At 37.5% G+C, this 23878-nt stretch carries 26 protein-coding genes; 13 read left to right on the top strand and 13 right to left on the bottom strand.

Annotated features, from left to right (window positions below; all coding sequences use genetic code 11):
• The first annotated feature begins 26 nt into the window (after nt 1–26).
• From B3C16_RS05435 to B3C16_RS05400, 9 genes are all read left to right on the top strand, one after another.
• Nucleotides 27–1364 carry a sigma-54-dependent transcriptional regulator gene (locus tag B3C16_RS05435; RefSeq protein ID WP_291129625.1) on the top strand — a complete coding sequence of 446 codons (1338 nt, stop codon included), beginning with the start codon at nt 27–29 and terminating at the stop codon, nt 1362–1364.
• A 200-nt stretch (nt 1365–1564) separates the two neighbouring features.
• Nucleotides 1565–1846: a DUF7674 family protein gene (locus tag B3C16_RS05430; protein WP_121314371.1), complete on the top strand. Its 282-nt coding sequence runs from the start codon at nt 1565–1567 to the stop codon at nt 1844–1846.
• Nucleotides 1847–1929: 83 nt separating this feature from the next.
• Complete coding sequence (locus tag B3C16_RS16490; protein ID WP_073246669.1) at nt 1930–2007, top strand: potassium-transporting ATPase subunit F; 78 nt, start codon at nt 1930–1932, stop codon at nt 2005–2007.
• 2 nt (nt 2008–2009) lie between these two features.
• Nucleotides 2010–3710, top strand: coding sequence for a potassium-transporting ATPase subunit KdpA (gene kdpA, locus B3C16_RS05425; RefSeq protein WP_291129621.1), 1701 nt, complete (start codon nt 2010–2012; stop codon nt 3708–3710).
• Nucleotides 3711–3720: 10 nt separating this feature from the next.
• Complete coding sequence (gene kdpB / locus B3C16_RS05420) at nt 3721–5739, top strand: potassium-transporting ATPase subunit KdpB (protein ID WP_291129619.1); 2019 nt, start codon at nt 3721–3723, stop codon at nt 5737–5739.
• A 77-nt stretch (nt 5740–5816) separates the two neighbouring features.
• Nucleotides 5817–6377, top strand: coding sequence for a K(+)-transporting ATPase subunit C (locus B3C16_RS05415; RefSeq protein WP_291129616.1), 561 nt, complete (start codon nt 5817–5819; stop codon nt 6375–6377).
• 131 nt (nt 6378–6508) lie between these two features.
• A complete protein-coding gene (locus B3C16_RS05410; protein ID WP_291129613.1) occupies nt 6509–7591 on the top strand; it encodes a porin in 1083 nt (360 codons plus the stop codon).
• A 108-nt stretch (nt 7592–7699) separates the two neighbouring features.
• Nucleotides 7700–8827, top strand: a complete 1128-nt coding sequence (locus B3C16_RS05405; RefSeq protein WP_291129611.1) for a sensor protein KdpD — start codon at nt 7700–7702, stop codon at nt 8825–8827.
• A 91-nt stretch (nt 8828–8918) separates the two neighbouring features.
• Nucleotides 8919–10637, top strand: a complete 1719-nt coding sequence (locus tag B3C16_RS05400; protein ID WP_291129608.1) for an ATP-binding protein — start codon at nt 8919–8921, stop codon at nt 10635–10637.
• On the opposite strand, the gene B3C16_RS05395 is transcribed toward B3C16_RS05400, so the two are convergent.
• Together B3C16_RS05395 and B3C16_RS05390 are read right to left on the bottom strand one after the other, a co-directional pair.
• Nucleotides 10634–11062, bottom strand: a complete 429-nt coding sequence (locus B3C16_RS05395) for a response regulator (RefSeq protein ID WP_121314365.1) — start codon at nt 11060–11062, stop codon at nt 10634–10636. The genes B3C16_RS05400 and B3C16_RS05395 overlap by 4 nt on opposite strands.
• A gap of 105 nt (nt 11063–11167) precedes the next feature.
• Complete coding sequence (locus tag B3C16_RS05390) at nt 11168–12595, bottom strand: L-serine ammonia-lyase (protein WP_291129605.1); 1428 nt, start codon at nt 12593–12595, stop codon at nt 11168–11170.
• A gap of 197 nt (nt 12596–12792) precedes the next feature.
• Here B3C16_RS05390 and B3C16_RS05385 point away from each other — a divergent pair, with 197 nt between their 5' ends.
• Together B3C16_RS05385 and B3C16_RS05380 are read left to right on the top strand one after the other, a co-directional pair.
• Nucleotides 12793–13557 (top strand): oxygenase MpaB family protein, encoded by a 765-nt coding sequence (locus tag B3C16_RS05385; protein WP_291129603.1) that lies wholly within the window; start codon nt 12793–12795, stop codon nt 13555–13557.
• Nucleotides 13558–13707: 150 nt separating this feature from the next.
• On the top strand, nt 13708–14766 hold the full coding sequence (locus tag B3C16_RS05380; protein ID WP_291129600.1) for an NAD(P)-dependent alcohol dehydrogenase: 1059 nt from the start codon (nt 13708–13710) through the stop codon (nt 14764–14766).
• Nucleotides 14767–14817: 51 nt separating this feature from the next.
• On the opposite strand, the gene B3C16_RS05375 is transcribed toward B3C16_RS05380, so the two are convergent.
• The 6 genes from B3C16_RS05375 to trhA form a co-directional block, all read right to left on the bottom strand.
• Nucleotides 14818–15207 carry a DUF1398 domain-containing protein gene (locus B3C16_RS05375; RefSeq protein WP_291129598.1) on the bottom strand — a complete coding sequence of 130 codons (390 nt, stop codon included), beginning with the start codon at nt 15205–15207 and terminating at the stop codon, nt 14818–14820.
• A gap of 84 nt (nt 15208–15291) precedes the next feature.
• Nucleotides 15292–15459, bottom strand: a complete 168-nt coding sequence (locus B3C16_RS05370; RefSeq protein WP_158592579.1) for a hypothetical protein — start codon at nt 15457–15459, stop codon at nt 15292–15294.
• Nucleotides 15460–15535: 76 nt separating this feature from the next.
• The gene (locus B3C16_RS05365; RefSeq protein WP_121314360.1) at nt 15536–15919 is read right to left on the bottom strand and encodes a hypothetical protein; all 384 of its coding nucleotides are present in this window, start codon (nt 15917–15919) and stop codon (nt 15536–15538) included.
• Nucleotides 15920–15929: 10 nt separating this feature from the next.
• Nucleotides 15930–16298 carry a cupin gene (locus tag B3C16_RS05360; RefSeq protein ID WP_291129594.1) on the bottom strand — a complete coding sequence of 123 codons (369 nt, stop codon included), beginning with the start codon at nt 16296–16298 and terminating at the stop codon, nt 15930–15932.
• Between the two features lie 96 nt (nt 16299–16394).
• Nucleotides 16395–17168 carry a sulfite exporter TauE/SafE family protein gene (locus tag B3C16_RS05355; protein WP_291129592.1) on the bottom strand — a complete coding sequence of 258 codons (774 nt, stop codon included), beginning with the start codon at nt 17166–17168 and terminating at the stop codon, nt 16395–16397.
• Between the two features lie 6 nt (nt 17169–17174).
• Nucleotides 17175–17807 (bottom strand): PAQR family membrane homeostasis protein TrhA, encoded by a 633-nt coding sequence (gene trhA, locus B3C16_RS05350; RefSeq protein ID WP_291129590.1) that lies wholly within the window; start codon nt 17805–17807, stop codon nt 17175–17177.
• 111 nt (nt 17808–17918) lie between these two features.
• Between trhA and B3C16_RS05345 the strand changes: the two genes are divergently transcribed.
• Complete coding sequence (locus B3C16_RS05345) at nt 17919–19166, top strand: TPR end-of-group domain-containing protein (protein ID WP_291129589.1); 1248 nt, start codon at nt 17919–17921, stop codon at nt 19164–19166.
• Here B3C16_RS05345 and B3C16_RS05340 read toward each other — a convergent pair.
• The 4 genes from B3C16_RS05340 to B3C16_RS05325 all read right to left on the bottom strand — a co-directional run bounded on the left by B3C16_RS05340 (nt 19132) and on the right by B3C16_RS05325 (nt 21316).
• Nucleotides 19132–19785 carry a Pr6Pr family membrane protein gene (locus B3C16_RS05340; RefSeq protein ID WP_291129587.1) on the bottom strand — a complete coding sequence of 218 codons (654 nt, stop codon included), beginning with the start codon at nt 19783–19785 and terminating at the stop codon, nt 19132–19134. The two genes, B3C16_RS05345 and B3C16_RS05340, sit on opposite strands and share 35 nt — an antisense overlap.
• Nucleotides 19786–19794: 9 nt before the next feature.
• Nucleotides 19795–20250, bottom strand: coding sequence for a hypothetical protein (locus B3C16_RS05335; RefSeq protein ID WP_291129585.1), 456 nt, complete (start codon nt 20248–20250; stop codon nt 19795–19797).
• A gap of 6 nt (nt 20251–20256) precedes the next feature.
• Nucleotides 20257–20712 (bottom strand): META domain-containing protein, encoded by a 456-nt coding sequence (locus B3C16_RS05330; RefSeq protein WP_291129582.1) that lies wholly within the window; start codon nt 20710–20712, stop codon nt 20257–20259.
• A gap of 121 nt (nt 20713–20833) precedes the next feature.
• On the bottom strand, nt 20834–21316 hold the full coding sequence (locus B3C16_RS05325; RefSeq protein WP_291129580.1) for a hypothetical protein: 483 nt from the start codon (nt 21314–21316) through the stop codon (nt 20834–20836).
• A 201-nt stretch (nt 21317–21517) separates the two neighbouring features.
• Here B3C16_RS05325 and yaaA point away from each other — a divergent pair, with 201 nt between their 5' ends.
• Entirely contained in the window at nt 21518–22276 is a 759-nt protein-coding gene (gene yaaA / locus B3C16_RS05320) for a peroxide stress protein YaaA (protein ID WP_291129577.1), read from the top strand.
• A 78-nt stretch (nt 22277–22354) separates the two neighbouring features.
• Here yaaA and B3C16_RS05315 read toward each other — a convergent pair whose 3' ends face one another.
• The gene (locus B3C16_RS05315) at nt 22355–23245 is read right to left on the bottom strand and encodes a carboxypeptidase-like regulatory domain-containing protein (protein WP_291129574.1); all 891 of its coding nucleotides are present in this window, start codon (nt 23243–23245) and stop codon (nt 22355–22357) included.
• Between the last annotated feature and the right edge of the window lie 633 nt (nt 23246–23878).

Genomic DNA, 23878 nt, shown 5'->3' with positions numbered 1-23878 from the left:
AATTTTGCCTCCTAATTGCATTCCATTTGAAAAATATACTCATCATTGACGACGAAGAAAAATTGCGTGGTCTTTTAGCTCGAATAGTAAAATCGGAAGGTTTTGATGTTATTGAAGCCGGTGATTTAAAATCGGGTTTTAAGAAATTAGAATTTAACGATATTGATGTTGTATTGTGTGATGTAAAATTACCTGACGGAAATGGTGTTGATTTTCTCGAAAAAATTAAAGCTAATTTTCCTTTAGTTGAAGTGATTTTGTTAACCGCTTTCGGAAAAATTGCCGATGGTGTTCAAGCCATGAAAAACGGTGCTTTCGATTATATCGTAAAAGGCGACGACAATGATAAAATCATTCCGCTTCTTCACAAAGCCATCGAAAAATCGCAACTCCAGAAAAAAGTCAAACAACTCGAAAAACGCATCTCCGACAAATATTCGTTTGACACCATCATAGGAAAATCAAAGGCTTTGGAACAAGTAATTGATTTGGCTAAAAAAGTAGCCAAAACCGATTCAACCGTTTTATTAACTGGTGAAACCGGAACCGGAAAAGAAGTTTTTGCACAAGCGATTCATGAAAATAGTAATCGAGTAGGAAAATCATTTGTAGCTTTAAATTGCAGTACATTCAGCAAAGAAATTCTGGAAAGTGAATTATTCGGACACAAACAAGGTGCTTTTACCGGCGCTTTAAAAGACAAAAAAGGTTTCATCGAAGAAGCCAATGGCGGTACTTTATTTCTGGATGAAATAGGGGAAATGCCTATCGATTTGCAAGCCAAATTGCTTCGTGTTTTAGAAACCAACGAATATATTCCGGTTGGCGATACGAGTTCAAAAAAATCAAATTTCCGTCTGATTGCGGCGACCAACAGAGATTTGAAAACCGAAAGTGAAAACCATAATTTCCGTTCGGATTTGTATTTTCGATTGAATATTTTCGAAATTAACATTCCGCCATTGCGCGAACGTATCAAAGACATTTCGCCTTTGACAAGTTATTTTGTCAAACAATTTTCGGCTAAAACCAATAAGGCAGCATTGCAAATCGCACCAGATTTTCTTCAAAAATTGGAAAGTTATCATTGGCCTGGAAATGTGCGAGAGCTGAAAAACATCATCGAACGCTCCGTAATTTTAGCCGATGATGTCTTAACTCCAGCTGTTTTACCTTATGAAATCCAACATCAGCAAGACAATTCCAATAAAACCCTGTCGGCTTTCTCAATGCAAAGTATTGAGAAATTACACATTCAAAAAGTACTCAATTACACCAAAGGCAACAAAGCAGAAACCGCAAGATTATTAGAAATAGGAATTGCTACCTTGTATCGAAAATTGGACGAATATAATATTCAGTAGTTTTACTGCAAATTCACAAATTCCTTCGAGTATTTTAATTTCTTTCCAAAACGATAAAAGCCTATCAATTTGATAGGTTTTTTTATGCTCTATTTTTGGTACATCAATTACAAATCCAACAGATACAATTACTTACAGCGTTTTTATTTTATTGGAACAACTTTTGGCATTAGGCGGATGAACATAAAAAATTCATTCACATGAAAAATCAGGTTACCACCATTTACAAACAAGCCGAACGTTTTGCTGAAATAACAAAATCAGCCATCGTTTCAGGAAATATTGAACGAGCCAAAAAATGTTTGGCTTTGGCCGAACGGTTATTTACTACAGGAAGTTCCGAAACCAAAAACGCCATTTCTAATGTTTACGTTTTCTCGGTTTCTACTTTCATGGAATTGCGTCATTGCAGTATTTCCAATCTTTTTCCGCAATCGCTTAAAGCGGAATATTTGAAACAAATAAACACTTCCGGAGTATGATGACCATTATTCTTTCTGCAAGCGGATTAATACTTTTCGCTCTGTTTTTTAAAATGATTCAAATCTTTGAAAAAATCTAAATTATGATACCACTTTTTATCATCGCCATAGCGGTTTTTATTTACATCTGCTATGTTTTAATTAAACCCGAAAAATTCTAAATATGAACTCAGAAATACTCGGAATTATCGTTATGTACGGATTGGTTATGCTGTTAGCCATTCCGCTTGGTCGTTATATCGGCAAAATTTTCAATTACGAAAGTACTTGGTTGGACAAAATTTTTAATCCAATCGACAAATTGTTTTTCAAAATAGGAGGTATTGATCCCAATAAAGAAATGAACTGGAAACAGCATTTAGTGGCACTTTTGTCTATCAATGCAGTTTGGTTTGTAATCTCTATGTTGGTTTTAACCAATATGGTTTGGCTCCCTTTAAACCCGGATGGAAATCCTTCCATGAGTGGTGATTTAGCCTTCAATACTACTGTGAGTTTTATTACCAACACCAACCTACAACATTATTCCGGTGAAAGTGGTTTGTCTTATTTAGGCCAATTGACCTTGATGCTTTGGCAATTCATAAGCGCCGGTTGTGGAATGGCTATTTGCGCTGCTGTTTTTATGGCGATGAAAGAAAAAACGGCTACAACTTTAGGCAATTTCTATAGTTTTTTCGTTCGTTCTTGTACAAGAGTTTTATTGCCATTATCATTTGTAGTGGCTGTAATCTTGGTGATGAATGGTACGCCAATGACTTTTGAAGGAAAAGATACCATCACCACTTTAGAAGGAAATGAACAAAATGTAAGTCGTGGCCCTGTGGCTGCTTTTGTCGCACCTAAACAATTGGGCACTAATGGAGGAGGATTTTACGGTCCGAATTCATCAAATCCTATGGAAAATCCAAATTACTTGACCAATATGGTGGAAAATGCTTCCATTATTTTAATTCCAATTGCGATGGTTTTCACCTTAGGATTTATTCTAAAACGTAAAAAACTATCGTGGACAATTTACAGCGTAATGACATTAGGTTTTTTAATGTTATTGATTCCGGCAGTAATTAGTGAAATGAATGGAAATCCGGCTATTTCTCATATGGGAATAACCCAAGATATGGGAAGTATGGAAGGAAAAGAAGTGCGTTTTGGCTCGGCTGCTTCCGCCAACTGGGCAACTTATACTACAGCAACTTCCAATGGTTCTGTAAACGCTATGCACGATAGTATGACGCCAATAACCGGAATGACAACGCTACTCGGAATGATGATTAACTGTTTTTATGGCGGTGTGGGCGTTGGGTTTTTAAATTTCTACATCTTTATAATCCTAGGTGTTTTCATCAGCGGATTGATGGTGGGAAGAACGCCCGAATTCCTCGGTAAGAAAATCGAAGCCAAAGAAATGAAAATTGCTATGATTATCGCTTTGTTACATCCTTTTTTAATTTTGGTTGGAACCGCTTTAGCCAGTCATTTGTATGCCAATGATCCCGAAGCTTTATCAGGTTGGTTGGCCAATCCGGGTTATCACGGATTTAGTGAAATGTTATACGAGTTTACTTCATCTTCAGCCAATAACGGTAGCGGATTTGAAGGTTTAGGTGATAATACGCCGTTTTGGAATATTGCCACCGGAATTGTGATGTTATTGGCGCGTTACTTACCCATCATCGGACCAGTCGCCATTGCCGGAATGTTAGCCCAAAAACAATACATCCCGGAAAGTAACGGAACCTTGAAAACAGATACTTCCACTTTCGGATTAATGGTTTTTGCAGTGATTTTTATCGTAGCCGCTTTATCGTTTTTCCCAGCTTTAACTTTAGGTCCAATCGCTGAACATTTTTCGGCTCAATAATTAAAATATCATGAGTACATCTCAAAATAAATTGTTTCAAAAAGAGTTGGTTGCCGAAGCTTTCAAACAGTCCTTCGTCAAACTCAATCCTAAAATCATGTTCAAAAATCCGGTAATGTTTACCGTCGAAATAGGAACAGCCATTATGCTTTTTGTATGTCTTTGGATTTTATTGGGAGAAGATTCGCAAGGGAGTTTTGCCTACAACTTCACTGTTTTTATCGTACTATTTCTAACCTTGCTTTTTGCCAATTTTGCCGAAGCCATAGCCGAAGCACGAGGAAAAGCACAAGCCGATAGTTTGCGAAAAACACGTGAGGAAACGCCGGCCAAATTAGAAAACGGAACTTATGTTTCGTCAGCCCAACTAAAAAAAGGCGACATCTTTGTTTGCGAAGCGGGAGATATTATTGCCACTGATGGCGAAATCATTGAAGGTTTGGCAACAATTGACGAGAGTGCCATTACAGGCGAAAGTGCTCCGGTCATTAGAGAAGCCGGTGGCGATAAATCGTCAGTAACCGGAGGAACAAAAGTGTTGTCAGATAAAATAAAAGTGATGGTTACTTCTGAACCTGGCGAAAGTTTTCTGGACAAAATGATTGCATTGGTGGAAGGTGCAAGCCGTCAAAAAACGCCCAACGAAATTGCTTTGACGATTTTGTTAGCCGGATTTACGTTAGTATTCATTATCGTAACGGTAACCTTAGCGCCATTTGCAAAATATGCGAATGCACCCATAACCATTGCCTCATTTATCGCGCTTTTTGTGTGTTTGATTCCAACAACCATTGGTGGATTACTATCAGCAATCGGAATTGCAGGAATGGACAGAGCTTTAAGAGCCAACGTGATTACCAAATCCGGAAAAGCGGTCGAAACTGCCGGCGATATTGATGTTTTGCTTCTGGATAAAACCGGAACCATCACCATTGGAAACCGAAAAGCAACGGCTTTTTATCCAGCCAAAGGTATTTCGCAGGAAGATTTTATCCAATCGGCGGTGTTGAGTTCGCTGGCGGATGATACTCCGGAAGGAAAAAGTATAGTGGAATTGGCTGGGCAAGACGTCGCCAATAAATTATCTATCGAAGGCGCGACTTTAATCAAATTTACGGCCGAAACCAGAACTTCCGGTGTGGTTTTGAAAGACGGAACCAACATCAGAAAAGGTGCCCAAGATGCCGCAAAAAATATTGCCCTTCAAGCAGGGAATTCTTTTCCGGAAGATACTGCAAAACAAGTGATTACCATTTCGTCTAATGGAGGAACGCCTTTAGTGGTCATTAAAAATAGCCAAGTTCAAGGTGTTATTGAATTGCAAGACATTATCAAAACCGGAATGAAAGAACGCTTTGAACGTTTGCGTAAAATGGGTATCAAAACGGTTATGGTTACGGGAGATAATCCGTTGACAGCCAAATTTATTGCGGAGAAAGCTGGTGTAGATGATTTTATCGCTGAAGCCAAACCCGAAGATAAAATGAATTACATCAAGAAAGAGCAAGCCGAAGGAAGATTGGTTGCCATGATGGGTGATGGAACTAACGATGCGCCGGCGTTGGCACAAGCCAATGTTGGTGTAGCCATGAACAGCGGAACGCAAGCTGCCAAAGAAGCCGGAAATATGGTCGATTTAGACAATGATCCAACGAAGCTAATTGAAATTGTAGAAATTGGAAAGCAACTGTTAATGACCAGAGGAACACTTACGACTTTCTCTATTGCGAATGACGTAGCAAAATATTTTGCGATTATTCCGGCATTATTTATTACAGCCATTCCGGCGTTGCAAGGTTTGAATATCATGGGATTACACAGTCCCGAAAGCGCCATTCTATCGGCGGTGATTTTTAATGCGATTGTCATTCCGTTCTTGATTCCGTTAGCATTAAGAGGCGTAGCGTACAAACCAATTGGTGCTTCGGCCTTGTTGCGTAGAAACTTATTTATCTACGGAATTGGCGGTGTAATCATTCCGTTTATTGGAATTAAGTTGATTGATTTACTAGTGTCGGTCTTTGTTTAGGGAGATGATAGACAAATAGATAATAGACGGATAGAAAGTAAAATTTAATAAAAACACATAATAATAGAACAATAATTATGAAAGAAAATATAATACCAGCAATTAGATTAACACTGTTTTGTGCCGTGTTTTTCTCCGGAATTTACACGTTGAGTATTCTTGGAATTGCACAGTTGGCTCCTAATCAGGGAAAAGGTGAAATCGTCACCGTGAACGGAAAAAATCACCATATCAATGTGGCGCAAAAATTTACTCAAAACAAGTACTTTTGGTCTAGACCATCAGCGGTAGATTATAATGCAGCAGGTTCCGGAGGAAGCAATAAAGGACCGAACAATCCTGATTATTTGGCAGAAGTAAAAACCAGAATAGATACCTTTTTATTGAAAAATCCATCAGTACAACGTAGTGAAGTTCCTTCGGAATTGGTGACAGCTTCGGGAAGTGGATTGGATCCGAATATTTCGGTTCAAGGGGCGAAAGTTCAAGCAGACCGCATTGCAAAAACACGTAATATTGACAAACAAAAAGTGTTACATTTAATTGTCGAAAATACTGAAAAACCTCTTTTGGGAATGTTAGGGACAGAAAAAATAAATGTGTTGCGATTGAATATTGAATTAGATAAATTGAAATAGAAGTTCTTAAAAAACGAAAACCCCTAGCCCGGATAGTCCCGAAGTTTCGGGAGAAATCCTTTTACTTTTTCTTTAAAAAGTAAAAGATTGCAACGGATAGCCGGATTAGCATCAAATAAAAATTATACAAAATGAAAAAAATAATAATTACTACATTAGTAGCCTTCGGATTTACAACAGTTAACGCTCAAGAAGCAACAAATGAAAAAAGCCCATTAACGTTTTCGGGGTATATTGAAACGTATTACAGTTATGATTTTGGGAATCCGGACAACCATTTGCGTCCCGGATTTGTGTACAGCCACAACAAACACAATGAGTTGAATTTGAATTTAGGATTGGCCAAAGTGAATTATGCCAAAGACAATGTGCGAGGAAATTTCGCGATTATGGCCGGAACGTATGCCGAATATAACTTGGCTGCTGAGCAAGATTTGTTGAAAAATGTGTTTGAAGCCAACGTTGGGGTGAAAATATCTTCGAAACATAATTTATGGATTGATGCCGGAATTATGCCATCACACATTGGTTTTGAAAGTGCAATAGGAAAAGATTGCCAGAATTTGACCCGAAGTATTTTGGCTGATAATTCACCTTATTATGAAGCCGGAGCCAAAATTGGATATACTTCGCCTTCTGAAAAATGGTATTTGGCAGCGATGTATTTGAATGGTTGGCAACGCATACAAAAGATTGACGGTAATCAAACACCGGCTTTTGGAACGCAAATCACGTATAAACCAAGCGGAAAAACGACTTTAAATTGGAGTACGTATGTTGGAAACGAACAACCGGATAACGACAGAAAGTGGCGCTATTTTAACAACATTTATGGTCAATTTAAATTTTCAGACAAAACGAATTTAACTGCGGGATTTGATATTGGAGCGCAACAAACTGTGAATGGAAGCAGTGATTATGACGTTTGGTATTCGCCGGTAGTGATTTTGCAACACAAGCCAACAGCTAAAACTCAGATTGCGGTACGTGGTGAATATTACCAAGACAAGCAAGGTGTCATTATTGCAACCGGAACTGAAAACGGATTTAAGACCTACGGATTTTCTGCAAACTTTGATTATTTAGTTTCCGATAATGTGATGTTCAGAATTGAAGCTAGAAATTTATCGAGCAAAGACGAAGTGTTTTTGAAAGATGGAAATCCGACAGATAACAATACTTTTTTAACGACTTCGTTGGCGATTTCGTTTTAAATATATGGTCTCGCAAAGACGCAGTGATGCAAAGATTTTGATAGTATAACTTGCGACTTCGCGTCTTTGCGAGAAATTTAAAAGATTGCTTCGTACCTCGCAATGACTATGGAACAAGAAAAACAAAATAACGCCCAGCATTTCCTCGATTTAATTCAGAAATCGCGCAAAGGAAAGTTTAAAGTCTACATTGGCATGAGTGCCGGTGTAGGCAAAACTTTTCGTATGCTGCAAGAAGCGCATACTTTGGTGAAAAATGGAATTGATGTCAAAATTGGCTACATCGAAACCCATTTTCGAAAAGAAACACACGAATTATTAGAGGGTTTACCTATCATTCCGCGCAGAAGTATTTTCTATAAAGGAAAGCATTTGGAGGAAATGGATGTGCAAGCCATTATCAATTTGCGTCCTGAAGTAGTCATTGTTGATGAACTCGCACACACCAATATTGAAGGTAGCAAAAATGAAAAACGTTGGCAAGATGTTTTGGAAATTCTGGAAGCCGGAATCAATGTGATTTCTGCTGTAAATATTCAGCATATTGAGAGTTTGAATGAAGATGTAAAGCGCATCACCGGTGTTGATGTCCAAGAACGCGTTCCCGATAACGTATTGCGACAAGCTGATGAAGTGGTGAACATCGATTTGACTTCTGAGGATTTAATTACGCGTTTGAAAGAAGGCAAAATTTACACGCAAGATAAAATCCAAACGGCGCTAACCAATTTTTTTAAAGCCGATCAAATTCTGCAATTGCGTGAATTGGCTTTGAAAGAAGTAGCGAGTCAAGTGGTTCGAAAAGTTGAAAATGAAGTGCCGAAAAACGTTGCATTAAGACATGAAAAAGTATTGGCATGCATTAGTAGCAATGATAAAACAGCTAAAATTGTCATCAGGAAAGCAGCACGATTGGCGAGTTATTACAACGGAAGCTGGTATGTTTTGTATGTGGAAACGCCAAAGGAAAGTCCGAATAAAATTGCACTCGACAAACAGCGTCATTTGATTAATAACTTCAAATTGGCCACACAATTAGGAGCCGAAGTGATTAAGATTGAAAGTTCCAATATCACCGATGCGATGTTGAAAATTGTGGAGCAGAAAGACATTACCACTGTTTGTATTGGCAAACCCCATTTCAATTTATTTAAAGTAATTTTGTCCACTACTATTTTTAGAAGACTATTGAATAGTTTGTCGAAATCGAATGTTGATTTAGTGATTTTATCATGAAAATTTACAGAAGATTTGCAGATTTAATCCTGATGTGCAGTTAAACCTTTTTCAAAAAATATAATTCGCGAATTCGCGGTAAAATAATGTCATGAAGATTAAAACCAAATTAAATCTCGGTGTCGGATTGTTATTTACCCTAATAATTATCCTTTCCATGTTGAGTGCTTATTATATTTTTATGATTAAGAAAGACACTCAAAACATTCTCAATGCCAACTATATTACTTTGGAATATTCCAGAAATATGCTCTCTTCGTTGGATGAAATAGCTGTTGATGAACCTAAAGCCATTCTTCTTTTTGAAACCAATTTAAAAAAGCAATTAACCAATATTACTGAAGTTGGTGAAGATAAAGTGACCTATAACCTGCAAAAAAACTTTCTTTTATTAGAGAAAAACAGAACAGATGAAAAGATAAAAGCATTGATTCGGCAAGACATCTTTGAGATTATGAAGCTCAATATGAATGCTATAAAAGTCAAAAGTGATATTGCGCAACAAACGGCAGAAACGGCCAATTTATGGATTGCGATTGTCGGGACATTTTGTTTTTTGATAGCCTTTAATTTGTTGGTCAATCTACCCAATAATATTGCCAATCCAATAAAGGAATTGACTGCCAGTATCAAAGAAATTGCCAATAAAAATTATAGTGAGCGAGTACATTTTACCAATCACAACGAGTTTGGTGATTTGGCGAAATCATTCAATACCATGGCTGAAAAGCTAGAAGAGTACTCGAACAGTAATTTGCACAAATTGACCTTCGAAAAGAAACGATTGGAAACCTTAATTAATAATATGCACGATCCGATAATTGGTTTGGATCATCACGGAGTTATTTTGTTTGTAAACGATGAAGCTTTAAAGATTATTGGTTTAAAACAGGAAGAAGTCATTGGACAATTGGCTACAACCTTAGCTTTGAAGAATGATTTGATAAAGTCTTTAATCGTCAATGAATTGGAAAGTTCAAAAGCACATCCAATGAAGATTTTTGCCGATGGGAAAGAGAGTTATTTTGAAAAGGAAACTGTAAATATTACCATAAAACCAACCGGTGAAGAGCAATTAATAGATATTGGAAACGTAATTATATTGCGAAATATTACCATTTTTAAAGAATTAGATTTTGCCAAAACCAATTTTATTGCAACTGTTTCTCATGAGTTGAAAACACCCATTTCTTCCATCAAAATGAGTTTGCAATTACTTGAAAATAATGCTACAGGAAGTATAAATGATGACCAAAAACAATTGATAGACAGTATAAAAGAGGATAGTCAACGCTTGTTGAAAATAACTGGCGAACTATTAGAATTGTCCCAACTGGAAACAGGAAATATTCAGTTGAGCATCGATAAAAGTAGTCCGTATGAGATTATAAATTATGCTATTGAAGCCGTTCGTGTACAAGCAGACCAAAAGCAAATAGAATTATTGATTGAAGCAGAAACGGACTTACCGCAAGTTAAAGCTGATAGTGAAAAAACGTCTTGGGTTTTGATTAATTTCTTAACGAATGCCATTCGGTATTCTTCCGAAAATAGTACTGTAATTGTAAAGTTGAAACTAGAAAATAATCAGATTGTTTTTCAAGTCACCGATAAAGGGAAAGGAATTGATAAGCGTTACCAAATGAAAGTGTTTGACAAGTATTTTCAAATTCCGGGCAGTTATAAATCGGGAACCGGATTGGGTTTGGCAATTTCCAAAGAATTTATAGAAGCTCAAAACGGAACTATTGGATTGGAAAGCCAACTCGGATTGGGTAGCACTTTTTACTTCAAGCTGAATTGTCATTAAAAACTTTCGCTTAAAACATTCACTTTAAATTCTTCGGGAGGATTGAATTTTGAATGAATTACTTGGTTGAAATCGGAAATATAATTTTTGTGACGTGGTGTTTTCATTAGTAAGTTTACGCCTGATTTAATATAACGGCGTACCATTTTTCTGGGAAAAACGTCCGATAATACAACGATTGGAATTTTATGCCATTGTTTGGATTCTTTAATAATATCAAGGACTTCTTTTCCGTTAATAACAGGCATTTGATAGGCCAAAAATATAATATCCGGAAGTTGGGTTGAAAATTCCAAATTGTGTATGAGTTCATGTCCGTCACTAAAGTTTTGTACACTGTGACGAAGGCCTTCAAAAGTATTTTTAAATACTAAGGCATTTTCAGTTTCAGGATCAACATAATAGATTGATTGTGATAGCTTCATAACATAGTAATTCTAATAAACGAAACTACTATTATCTGCCTAAGATACCATTATACTATTGTTGAAAAAAATTGCATAATTCATTCATTTAAATGAATGAATTATTTAGCAATCTGCCATGTTTACAGCCACAGCTAAACCGCCTTCAGAAGTTTCTTTGTACTTGGAGTTCATGTCTTTAGCCGTTTGCCACATCGTATCGATTACTTTGTCTAAAGGAACTTTGGCGTTTTTAGCATCAGTTTCCATAGCCAATTCTGCAGCGTTTATAGCTTTTATAGCACCCATGGTATTTCTTTCGATGCACGGAATTTGCACCAATCCGCCAATTGGATCACAGGTTAAGCCCAAGTGATGTTCCATGGCGATTTCGGCAGCCATTAAAACTTGATCCGGTGTTCCGCCCATGACTTCGCACAAAGCTCCGGCCGCCATAGCGGAAGAAACGCCTATTTCGGCTTGACAACCTCCCATTGCAGCGGAGATGGTTGAACCTTTTTTGAAGATACTACCGATTTCTCCGGCCACCATTAAAAATTGTTTGATTTGCTTTTCGTCGGCTTGGTGGTTTTCGATGACTAAGTAGTACATTAATACGGCAGGAATAACTCCTGCGCTACCGTTTGTTGGTGCTGTAACTACTCTACCTAAGGCGGCGTTCACCTCGTTGACTGCTAAAGCAAAACAACTTACCCATTTGAGGATTTGGCGAAATTTTACTTCGGTTTTTCTAATACATTCAAGCCATTCTTGTGGCGAATTGTAATTGGATAATCCAATCAAACCTTGATGCATGTCAAAAGCACGACGGCGTACGTTCAAACCGCCGGGAAGAATTCCTTCAGAGTGACAACCAATAAACATGCATTCGAGCATCGTGTTCCAAATGCGCATAAGTTCGCTATGGACTTCTGTTTCGGGACGCATAGAGATTTCATTGGCATAGACAATCTCGGAAATCAATTTGTTTTCTTTTATCGTGTATTGCAATAATTCTTCCGCATTTTGAATTGGAAAGGGAAACGCACATTTGATTTGGTGTTTCTTTTGGGCATTAACGCGCTCTTCTTTAACCACAAATCCGCCACCGATAGAGTAAAAGGTAGAAATGATTTCTTGACCGTCATTGGTAGTAGCTGTAAAAGTCATTCCATTGGCATGAAACGGCAGAAAGTTCTTGTTGAAAACAATATCTGTTTCAGGGTTGAAAGTGATTACTAAAGCGTTTGCCAAATTGATTTGGTGTGTTTTAGCAATTGATTGAATGATACTATCGATATTTTGCACCGGAATATATTCCGGATCTTGACCGCTTAATCCGAGCATTACAGCATAATCAGTCGCGTGACCTTTACCCGTTAGGGATAACGAACCGTATAAATCTACTTTTACATGAGTGATTTTATCTAATTGATTGTCCTCTTTTAACTCGTTTAAAAAACGTTCTGCGGCTCGCCATGGGCCAAGTGTGTGAGAACTAGATGGTCCGACACCAATTTTAAGCATATCAAATACCGAAATGCATTCTTCCATTACTATATCGATTTAGTTGAGACAAAGATATTGAAATTAGTGTACAGTTGACTGGGTTTAGGTTTTGGATTTTCTGGTTTTTTCAAGACAAATGAATTGGTATGACAGTTATTGTTTGTAAAAAAAAATAAACTTTGAAAAACAAAGTGCTTTGAATTAAAATTATTTGTAATTTAGCTTAAAATCAATTGTACGTTATGGAATTATTTGTGGAACAACATTCGGTAGTGAGAAAAATTTGGGGAAAGAGTGATACGATACTTTTCATTTTTGCCGGCGCGGCGGCAGAATTTGCTTTGAATAAAGCAGTTGATTGGCTTTATTTTACGGGTAAGTTGCCTTCGGATCCTTTAGGTCGATTGTTTTCTACGGTAAGATATGCCAAAATGATAGTGTTTTCGCCTATGGTCGAAGCGAATAAAGCCATTGATACGATGCGGAAAATACATTCTGCTGTAGAAGAAAATCGGGGTGCTACCATACCTGATTGGGCTTACCGAGATGTATTATTTATGTTGATACATTATTCGATTTCGGCCCACGAGTTGCTCGAAGAAAAGCTAACCGACGCAGAAAAGGAAGAGGTGTATAATGTTTTTTACCGCGTTGGTCTCAGAATGGGATTGAAAGAACTGCCATCGAATTATATCGAATGGCTTCCGGTAAGAGAAGCCCATTTAATAGCAGACTTGCAAAAAAGTGAGTTTACAGCTGATCTTTTTAAACAATATAAAAAACACCTCGGTATCATGCGTTTTAAAGTATTGATTGAAGGGCAAAAATTAGTGTGTCCGGATAGAGTCAAAACATTATTAGACTTTAGTGATTTTTCATTGCTGACGCCTATAGTGCCCGTGTATAAAGTGAGCAGATTGATGAAAATGGATTGGCTACTCAAAGGCATCTTACTTCCAGCTGACTATAAAGACCAAATCAATGAGTTGGAGGTGTACAAATGTTAAAAACAGGAAATATTAATATTAAAATCAATTAGTTGAAAGTGAATTTATTGTTATAACTAATATATAAAAAAGATTAGAGAAGATATTGTAAATCAAATTTTACTTACCTTTAAAGGATAATTCATAATCAAACAATTAACTATATAAAAAATGGCAACAACAAATGTAAAAGCTTATGGTACGGGTGCTTCGGATGCTCCTTTGGCCGAAATGACTATCGAACGCAGAGACGTTTTAGCTAAAGATATTGAAATCGAAATTATGTATTGCGGCGTGTGCCATTCTGATTTGCATTTTGCAAAGAACGATTGGGGAATGACTACTTATCCGGTTGTGCCCGGACACGAAATCGTGGGTAAAATAACTCGAGTAGGAAGTGGAGTAACCAACCTTAAAGTAGGCGATTTTGCTGCCGTAGGTTGCTTAGTAGACTCTTGCAGAACTTGTAGTAGTTGCGAAAAAGACTTAGAACAATACTGCTTAAACGGTTGGACAGGAACTTATGGCGGATTTGATAAGCATTTAAATCAACCCACTCATGGTGGTTATTCTCAAAAAATTGTAGTCGATGAACATTTTGTATTAAAAGTACCGGCTAATTTAGATTTGGCTGCTGTGGCGCCGCTTCTTTGTGCCGGAATTACCACTTGGTCACCATTACGCCATTGGAATGTAGGCAAAGGCACTAAAGTTGCCGTAGTAGGTCTTGGCGGATTAGGTCACATGGCCATCAAATTGGCCAAAGGTTTAGGGGCCGAAGTAACCCTTTTCTCCAGAACGCCTGATAAAGAAAAAGATGCTAAAGACTTAGGTGCTGATGCCGTAATCATTTCTACAGATGAAGCTCAAATGGCTTCGGTAGCCGGAAAATTTGATGTGATCATTGATACGGTTCCTTATGTACATGACGTGAATCCTTACATCGGGACTTTAGGAATTAGTGGAACGTTGGTTTTGGTCGGTTATTTAGGTGGATTAGAGCCAATTTTGAATACGGTTCCAATGATTATGGGAAGAAAATCAGTTGCCGCTTCTTTAATAGGCGGAATCGCTGAAACACAAGAAATGCTTGATTTTTGTGGTAAACACAACATTGTTTCGGAAATAGAAATCATCAAAATGCAAGATATTAATGAGGCTTATGAAAGAATGCTAAAAAGCGATGTGCGTTATCGTTTTGTAATTGATATGGCTTCTTTGAAAGAATAGGTATAAAAGGATAATAAATAGAAAAAGCAGCGACAGCTGCTTTTTTTGTTTTTAACCCGGAATTATTTCCACCAGCATTTCTTTTCCGGCTTTGTCATAATAAGCACAAGTCATTTTGTCCATACAAACTACCCATTTTTCAACACCGGATTTGGCAGCGTCATTGCAAAAAGTCATATAATCAGTTTTACCTTGTTGGTGTGCTTTTAAGTCGGCTGTGAATTGGTCGATGTTACTTTCATCGGCTAAAATTAAAGCTTCATACTTTGCCGTTGAAGAAGTTTTATAATCGGCTTTGCCAAAATAATCGGTATGTCCGTCGATAACAAAGGCTTCATAATGGGTTACACCCAATTGAATAAGGTCTTGAACATAATTGGGAAAATCGGCACCCGATTTTACTTTGGAATGCGCGGCTTTGATTTGCTCTATAGTAAACATGCTTTTGATTTTAGATTAAGCTAAAATACAAAAAAAGACCATCGCAAGAATAGGCAAGAAGTTGGTATATCGGTCAGTTTGGTTTTATCTCAGGTTGTTCAGTTCTTCTTCCTCTTCGCTCAATTCAGAGGGATTGGCATTGAAATATTTGGTCACCTTTTTTTTGTCTTTTTGATTTTGACGAACCAAGTAGGCAACTAATCCTAAAGCAACGATTGCTACGATTACGATTACAATCCAATTGATTTCCATGATTTTCAGTTTTATATAAAGATAAAATATTTTTCACTTTTAAAAGTATACTGTGGATTATGAAATTGTTAAAAAGTTATTTAGGCTGTAATTTGTTTTTTCGGTTTCGAATGAATTTTGATAACTCTTCAGTAGCTTTATTTAAAGATTCTGCTGAGGTAAAAATAATATTAATCATTTCTTTGAGTTCGTCAGCTTCAATGGTGTCATCTTCATTAATTAAAGTGGAAATGGCTAAGATATTGGCTACCGAACTTCTAACTCTATGTGAGATGGTGAACATCATTTCTTCCAAATCACTTTTTAGGGCTATCGATACCTTTTCCTTATCGACGATACTCTTGTCTACCTTTTTGTTCGCAATTTTTAAATCATTATGACATTTTTCCAATGCTTTTTGATTTTCATTAACCCCTTCGCGTACTTCTTTGAGTTGTTCTGCTGTATTTTTTTTGGCCATTATGAAAGAGTTAAATGGAGTTTTTAATGATGGTTATCGTCACTTTAAAAGGTTCATTAGCAATAAAACAGAACAGGGTGTTTTCCGGAATTATTATGCTTTCGCCTAACTTGAGTTTTATGTCTTTTTTACCCATAGTCAAATCGGCATTGCCATCAATTACTTGTATATAGGTATCATATTCCGTGGTCTTTTCGCAAAATATTTCGCCTTCATCAAATGAAACTGCAGTCAAGCTATTGTTTTTATTCTCTATAATGGTTTTGCGCGCTATGCTATGCGGAACATATTCAACGATTTCAAGGACGATATGAGCAATCGATTTAGGAACTTCTTTTTCATTCCTTAAAAGCTTGGCGGTATGAACATCGGTTTGCATGTGATTTTTAAGTAAAGGTCTAGCATTCCATTTGTTAGTCCGTTGTAGAATTCTTGGGATTGTTTTTATAATTCCTACATTAATGTAGAAAGAGCATTATAACAATCCGGAACCTAATCCAATTGAAAGAAGGATTAGTAATATGGCTACTGTTATTTTTACAAAATGCAAGGTCACCTTTTTCAATAACTTGTTGCCAATGTAAGCACCAACAATTGCTGATAGAGTCGCACAAATCACCAAGGTCATGTTATCGGTTAATTCGGCTTTGTCAAATCGTGTGGTGTAAACACTCAAACGAGTAACGTCAACAAAAGTAGAAACCACAACAGTCGTAGCGATAAAAGATTCTTTAGACAATCCGGCTTTGATAAGAAAAGCACTGCGCAATGCACCTTGAACACCAGTCAATCCGCCAAAGAAACCACTTAAGAGGCCACCAAGCGGTAACTTTTCTTTGCCAAATTCCAATTTGCTGAAATAGGGTATAAGGTCAAGACAAGCAAAAATGATTAACAACACTGCCAAGATGAACTTCACCGGAAAGACTTCAAAGGTTCTGTTAAAAAGACTATAGGTAAAAAGTGGTGCTATATCTGAAATGTTTGACAACAACCACGAACCTAAAGCCGCCGCTATTATTGCAGGAATTCCAAAACGCAAAACAACATTTTTGTCGGCTATTTTGCCAACTAAAATCAATTTGAAGACATTATTAAAAAAGTGAACTACGCCTGTTAATCCGATGGCAATATTAACCGGGAAGAAAATCATGAATACAGGCGTTAAGATGGTTCCCAATCCAAATCCGGAAAAGAAGGTCAGAATAGCAGCAATAAACGCAACAACACAAATGATAAAGATTTCCATGATAAATTAAAGGCTTTTATATATCGCTACAAAATGAAGTATTGTTCCCAATAAAACAAAGCCGTGCCAAATGGTATGAAAATACAGCTTATAACTTTTGACATAAAAATAAACGCCAATAGTATAACTCAAACCGCCACCTAAAATCCACCAAAAGACTTCCAACGGAACGGTGTCGATTAAAGGCTTTATCACAAAAACAATCATCCAGCCCATTATCAAATAAAGAACAACTGACAACCATTCAAACCTGTTGATGAAAAAGATTTTGAAAAACATGCCCAAGAAAACCACTGTCCACATCGTGGTAAGAAAGATAAAAGCTGTTTCTGAAGGCAGGTATTTTATCATCAATGGCGTATAAGTGCCGGCAATGAGAAAATAAATACTGATGTGATCGGCTATTTTAAGTAAGTTTTTCGACTTCTCTTTTTGAACAAAATGATAAAAAGTAGAACAACTGTACACTAAAAACATCCCGATGGCAAAAGCCGCCACCGAATAAAAAGTGCTTAAATCGTTACTGTCATAAGTAATAGCCAAAACAATCGGCATGGCGATAATACAAAACAGCACACCCAAACCATGCGAAATGGCGTTGGCCAATTCTTCTTTGCGGGTTTGATTACGGTGTTTCATTGTAGTTATAATGTGTTGCGTAAAAATAGTCAAAATGCAAAAGGATTTCAAGACCATTGTAATAAATTATCATTTTCTGCGTCAAACCTTTATTGTTTAAAATTTACCATCATGAAAAAGTCTCTACTATTACTTTTATGGCTGATCAGCCCTTTTGTTTCGGCGCAATCGCAAAGAGAAATGTACAACAACAGTGTCAAAGCTTATGAAGCGAAAGACTACGTCACTTTTTTAAAGTTGACTAAAACACTCGACAGTCTTAGACCTTTTCATCCAACGTTTACTTACAATCTCGCTTCTGCTTATGCTTTGAACGGCAAAACCGATGCTTCTTTGGCAGTTTTAAAGCGATTGGTTTTAATGAACAATACCACCGAATTCGAGAAAGACACCGATTTCAGTTCGATACAAAACACCGAAGGTTTTAAAGCTGTTCTGGACTTAAAATCTACTCAGAATACTTTGATTGCCCATTCTAATAAAGTGGTCACCTTGTCTGAAACGACTTTGCATCCTGAAGGTGTTACTTATTTGGCGAAAGCCAAAACGTGGTTAGCGTCTAGTATTCACAAAAGAAAGATTGTTTCTTTTAATCATAAAACCGGAGTTTGTAAAGATTGGTTGGCAGAAGCCAATGTGTTCGCTGTTTTTGCCATGAAAGCCGATGCCAAAGAGCAATACTTATGGGTAGCGACTTCGGCTATGCCGGAAATGGAAAATTTCTCAAAAGAATTTGAGGGCAAAGCTGAAATCCTGAAAGTGGATATCAAAACCAAGCAAATAGTAAGGCGTTTTACGGTAGAAGGTCATCACGTTTTCGGGGATTTATTGGTGACTAAAAACAATGTGGTGTATGTTTCCGATAGTGCCAAACCAATGCTTTACAAGATTGAAAACGAGGAAATGAAACCATGGGTGTCTTTTGAAAACGAAGGGTTTAATCTGCAAGGTATAACGATTAATGATCAAGAAGATAGGCTTTTCGTTGCCGATTATTTGAAAGGAATTGCAGTGGTTGATGTGAAAACTTTATCTAAAACTTGGTTACAACTTCCCGAAGGAACTATTGGTAAAGGCATTGACGGCTTGGTGTTTTACAAAAACAAATTGATAGCCGTGCAAAATGGCGTAGCACCGATAAGACTAACACAGTTGAACTTGAATAGTGCTCAAAACGGAATCGAAAGTTTCCGCATTCTTGATAACAATCGTCCTGAATTTGACGAACCGGCTTTGGCTACCATGGTGGGAAACAAGTTGTATTTCTTCGCCAATTCACCTTGGAAAGCGTATGATAAAAATGCAGTTTTGGATGTGAGTAAGGTTAAGAATCCGGAGTTGTATTATTGGGCGTTTTAAACTTCATCGACTTTCCAATACCGACAAAAACAAAAGCCAATACCAAAAAGGCAAAGACCAAAGCGCCACTATTGATTAGGACTTTCTCTAAACCCAATTCGGTTACATTGACAAACGGATAAGGATAAAACCCTGAAAGATGTCCTCTGAAAAGAATAAAAACTAAGTATGAAAAGGGATAAAGCAACCAACTTGGAATTGATTTCCAAGCAACGCTCATTTTGTTTTCATAGATAAACCAAAACACCACAACGTAAATCGGAATGATGGTGTGAAGCATTTCATCTACCAGTCTTTGCATGCCTGTGGGTTCCCAAATACCGCGCAATACAAATTGATAAACCACGCTGACAATCGTAATATAGAGCGTTATGGCAGTAAGAAAGCCGGGTTTTACAAATCGGGTGAGAAGTGAAGTTGGCTTTTTGTACCACAGCACCGAAAAGTATAAAGCCACCAAACTATTGGTTAGTATGGTAAAGAAACTAAAAAACCTTATCGTGGTTTCGGTTAACGATTCGACTCTGTTTTGCATCATCAAGACAAACTGCATGATAACAGCAAACCAACCTAAAGCGGCACCAATAAAAATAGCTTTATCTTTTAGAGAATCGGACATCAAAACCAATTATTTAGGACAATCGGTTTTACTTAAGGGCATGGTTGAGGTGAATGTCAGTTGAGAAGCATCTTTGAATTTTGTGCCGTCTTCATTCATTTCGCCATAACCTTCAACGAGTTGGTTGTCTTTCAGTTGAAAAGCCACTTGGCGTGTGCTTTCTGTTCCTTCTGATTGAAAAGTATAGTCAAGCAATAGTATGTCTTTGGTCCATTTTCCTTTTATTGCGCCGGTGTTTTTGTCTTTTTCTGCAATGGCATACTCCATAGTGCCTGTTACCTCTTCGCCGGTAGTTTTTATTTGTAAGGAAATAGCAGTACCGTCTTTGTCATAAGCATAACATGCTTCGGGGGAAACGGTGGTTGGTTTCACTGTAACCGGTTCTCCAAAAACAACCACTTCATTTTTTTTACAGCCAACGAGTAATAGTGGCAAGGCCAGGAGCAAGAAGATAGATTTTTTCATCACAGTTTATTGTTGGGGTTTAGCAATCTTTTTAAAGCGCATCATTGGAACATCATCCATCAGTAACAGTAATTTATTGTCGCTATCAATGGCAAATTTGTTTACTTTTCCCAACATTTTAAGAAAAGCTTCTTCGCCACCGCCTTCGCAGAATATCATGGTTTTGATGGCATCACCAAATTGGATGCTGTTTTCTTTCTTAGTGTATTTGCCGCTATAGCCATTGCAACTGGTGTTGCCGCTGAATTCATTGGATATATCTTTGAACATGATATAAGGCTTCTTTTCCGGATACAAACCTTCAAACGCAATGCGCGTTCCCGAAATGTATTCGAGTTCCCAAGCCTCATCATAAAATGCAGTTTTGCCGGTGGTTGTTTTGACGTCGTTGGTTTTAGTAGCGCAACAAGCTGAAAACAATATCGAAAATAGGGTACACAATAAGACTGCTTTTTTAGTCATGGCGTTTGTATTTTAAAAATGGAAAGGATTACAACACTCAAATTTAGCAAAAAAAGCATTACCCGATAAAGACAATGGGTTAAAAGAACTAAGCGATAGTACTTTAGGCCCAAGGCAATCGTTACATTGGTTTGGGGTTGACTTCTTTGGTAGCAATGGCGGAGACCTTATTATCGGTGTCAACCGTTACATAAAGTTCGCGTTTGTATAGTTTCTTTTCATAATCAATGTTATAGCGAAAAGTATATTCATCGGTGATTTTGTTATGGGTAACGTCAATGAGGCTAAGCCCTTGAAACCGACCGTTTCTCATGTTGATCTTTTTGCAAATGATGGATATCTTTTCCTTAGTAGCGTTTTGGCGAACCTTATCTGTAGCTTCTGTAGTACTAAAGGCTTTGAAGCGCGAAGTGTTACAGGTTTCTAACAGTCTTTTGCCTAAATCATAAGCCCGGTCTTTTTTCACTGCCGCTACTTCTACGGGTTTTACGATTTCTGTGGTTTTCTCCACGGCGGTTTTTTTACTTTTACAGGACACAAGCGTCAACGAACTGACGAAGAAAATCACTAGCAATACACGGCAAAACATAAAAGCTATTTTCATAAGGCATTGATTTTTAATAGGGTAAAATGGGTTTGTCAAGGTTTTACTATTGCAAATGTATGGAGGCGAAGCCGTTGTGGTGTTATATGATTTTGGTCAATATTTATAAGATTTGCCAATAGTGACATCAAAACAAATCATTTTTCCGTATATGATTTTAGTTCCCGAATTAGTATTTTTGATTTCTATAAAGTATACCACATGAAGATTGTTATATCGCCCGCCAAGTCACTTAATTTTGAGAAAGAAATTCCCGCCATTGCCGGTACGCAACCTTTGTTTTTGAAACAAGCCGAAACGATTCAGAAAACGTTGAAGAAGAAAAAGCCCAAGCAGCTGATGGAACTGATGGACATTTCGGATAAGTTGGCAGACCTCAATTGGCAACGCAATCAAGAATGGCATACGCCGTTTACTACTGAGAATGCCAGACCGGCCATTTTTACTTTTGATGGTGATGTATATATTGGTTTGGACATTTATACTTTGCCCGAAGAGAAGTTAGCGGTTTTACAAGACAAGCTTCGCATTTTATCAGGGTTGTATGGCTTGCTCAAACCGTTAGATTTAATGCAGGCGTACCGACTGGAAATGGGAACGTCTATGGCGATTGGTAAAAACAAAAACCTTTATGAGTTCTGGAAAAAAACCATTACCAAAGCCTTGAATGACGAATTGAAAAAGGACGAACTGTTTATTAACTTGGCGAGTAATGAATACTTTAGCGCGGTGGATACTAAGGCGTTGAAAGTGCCGGTTATTACGCCGGAATTCAAAGACTATAAAGACGGCAAGCTCAAGATGATTAGTTTTTTTGCCAAAAAGGCGAGAGGCATGATGGTGCGTTATATTATAGACACCAATGCTGAAACCATTGATGATTTAAAAGGATTTAACTACGAAGGCTATGCCTTTGATGCTAATTTGAGTAAAGGGAATACGTTGGTTTTTACACGATAACCTAAACTCAGGTTTACAAAACAAAAAAAGCACCTCAAAACAAGGTGCTTTTCCGCATTATTGAGTGGTATCTAATTACTAAGCTACTTTTGCGGTTTTGTTTGCCACTTCTGAAAGGACAATATTTATTTCGCTGCGTTGTGTAGCGGTAACTGCTACTACGGTGCGCATTTCTACAAAGCCCGGCTTGTTGATGGTTACTGTATACATACCGCTGGCGAGGTCTTTTATTTCAAAGCCACCAACGTCTGTTGTTTTTCTATAAATGTTGGCGTTCTCTATGATTACATTGGCTTTTGCAATAGGTAAACCTTCGGTGTCTGTCACTAGGCCACGCAGGGAAAGTGTGCGATAGCCGGGACGAATGATTTTTCGGCTCGAGAAATAGCTTTTGTATACTTCGGGGTCGGTAAACTGTAGCATGGTCATGAGTGCATCCATTGTTTTAAGGATGCTGTCGCTGTTGGCAAACAGTTGCAGCATTTCGGCGGTGGCTTGTTTGCGTTCTACAATACCGGCCCTTGGTTTAGGGATATAAGCAACATACTCGGTGATACTGGCGCTAAGTTCATCGAGCATATCTTGTTTTACGCCATAGGGATCAACATCGGCTAAGAGCTCCGTGCCTTTTCCGTGGATAAACCAACAGATATCGGCACACACCGTGTCAGCTCTTTTATAAAGATTACTCATCCTTTGATTCATCTCTTCACGCAGTACAGTGTTCCCTTCGTTAATGGCATAGGCTCTAATGCGCGTGGCAACGTCAATAGCTTCACGCGTCATGGTTAGTTTCAAATCGTCTTTTACAATTCTATACCCGATTCTGTTGGTGGTTTGGCTTTCGCTTTCGGCTCTGATGAGTCCAACCGTATCGGTAAATAGCACAAGGTTGTTTTCAAACTGTGGTAGTGTGGCTAAAGTAGCCGCTGGTACGGTTGCCAGAAAATCTTCGACAACGTAGTACATGGAGCGTTTTCGCTCTTGTAATTGATTCATAATAAACAAATTAAGTTAATACTTTGATAGATTTGGGTTCTATCTTCGGGTCAAAGTTATAGAAAGATTTTCGTACGAAACAAATTAAAAATGACAGAAAATACATTTTTATTGGATTGTTAGTGTTTTGAATGATATTGTAAGAATATCGTAACAAAATTATTTTTTAACTTGTTGGTTTTGAAGTATTTTCAATAAAATGTAAGATTTGTTGTCGTACTTTTTTGTAATAATGACGGTTGTTGCGATTGTAGGAAGATATTTTTGACAAAAAAACGTCGTGAAAAGGCATAAATGGTTTAAAATGTGTGTTTTGGGGAAGGTTTTGGGCTTTTTACGAAATGCATCAGCACTTTTTGAAGAGGCTCAGGCACTTTTCGGGTTTCGTTCAGCACTTTTCGGGTTTTGTTAGGTACTTTTCGATGTTTGACAGGCACTTTTTGGGTTTAAAATAGCGCTGTTATGTGTTGCAAAGTTTTTGGCCACGGATAACACAGATTAGACAGATTTTCACGGATTGTAAATCTGGGCTGTTGGGTTTTGGTGGCTTTTATAAAAAAAAAAAGCGAAAGAGTGACTTCTTTCGCTTAGTAGAACTGATTG

Source organism: Flavobacterium sp. UBA7682 (assembly GCF_002482945.1).
Taxonomy (GTDB): domain Bacteria; phylum Bacteroidota; class Bacteroidia; order Flavobacteriales; family Flavobacteriaceae; genus Flavobacterium.
This window is presented reverse-complemented; position numbering and strand designations above follow the sequence as displayed.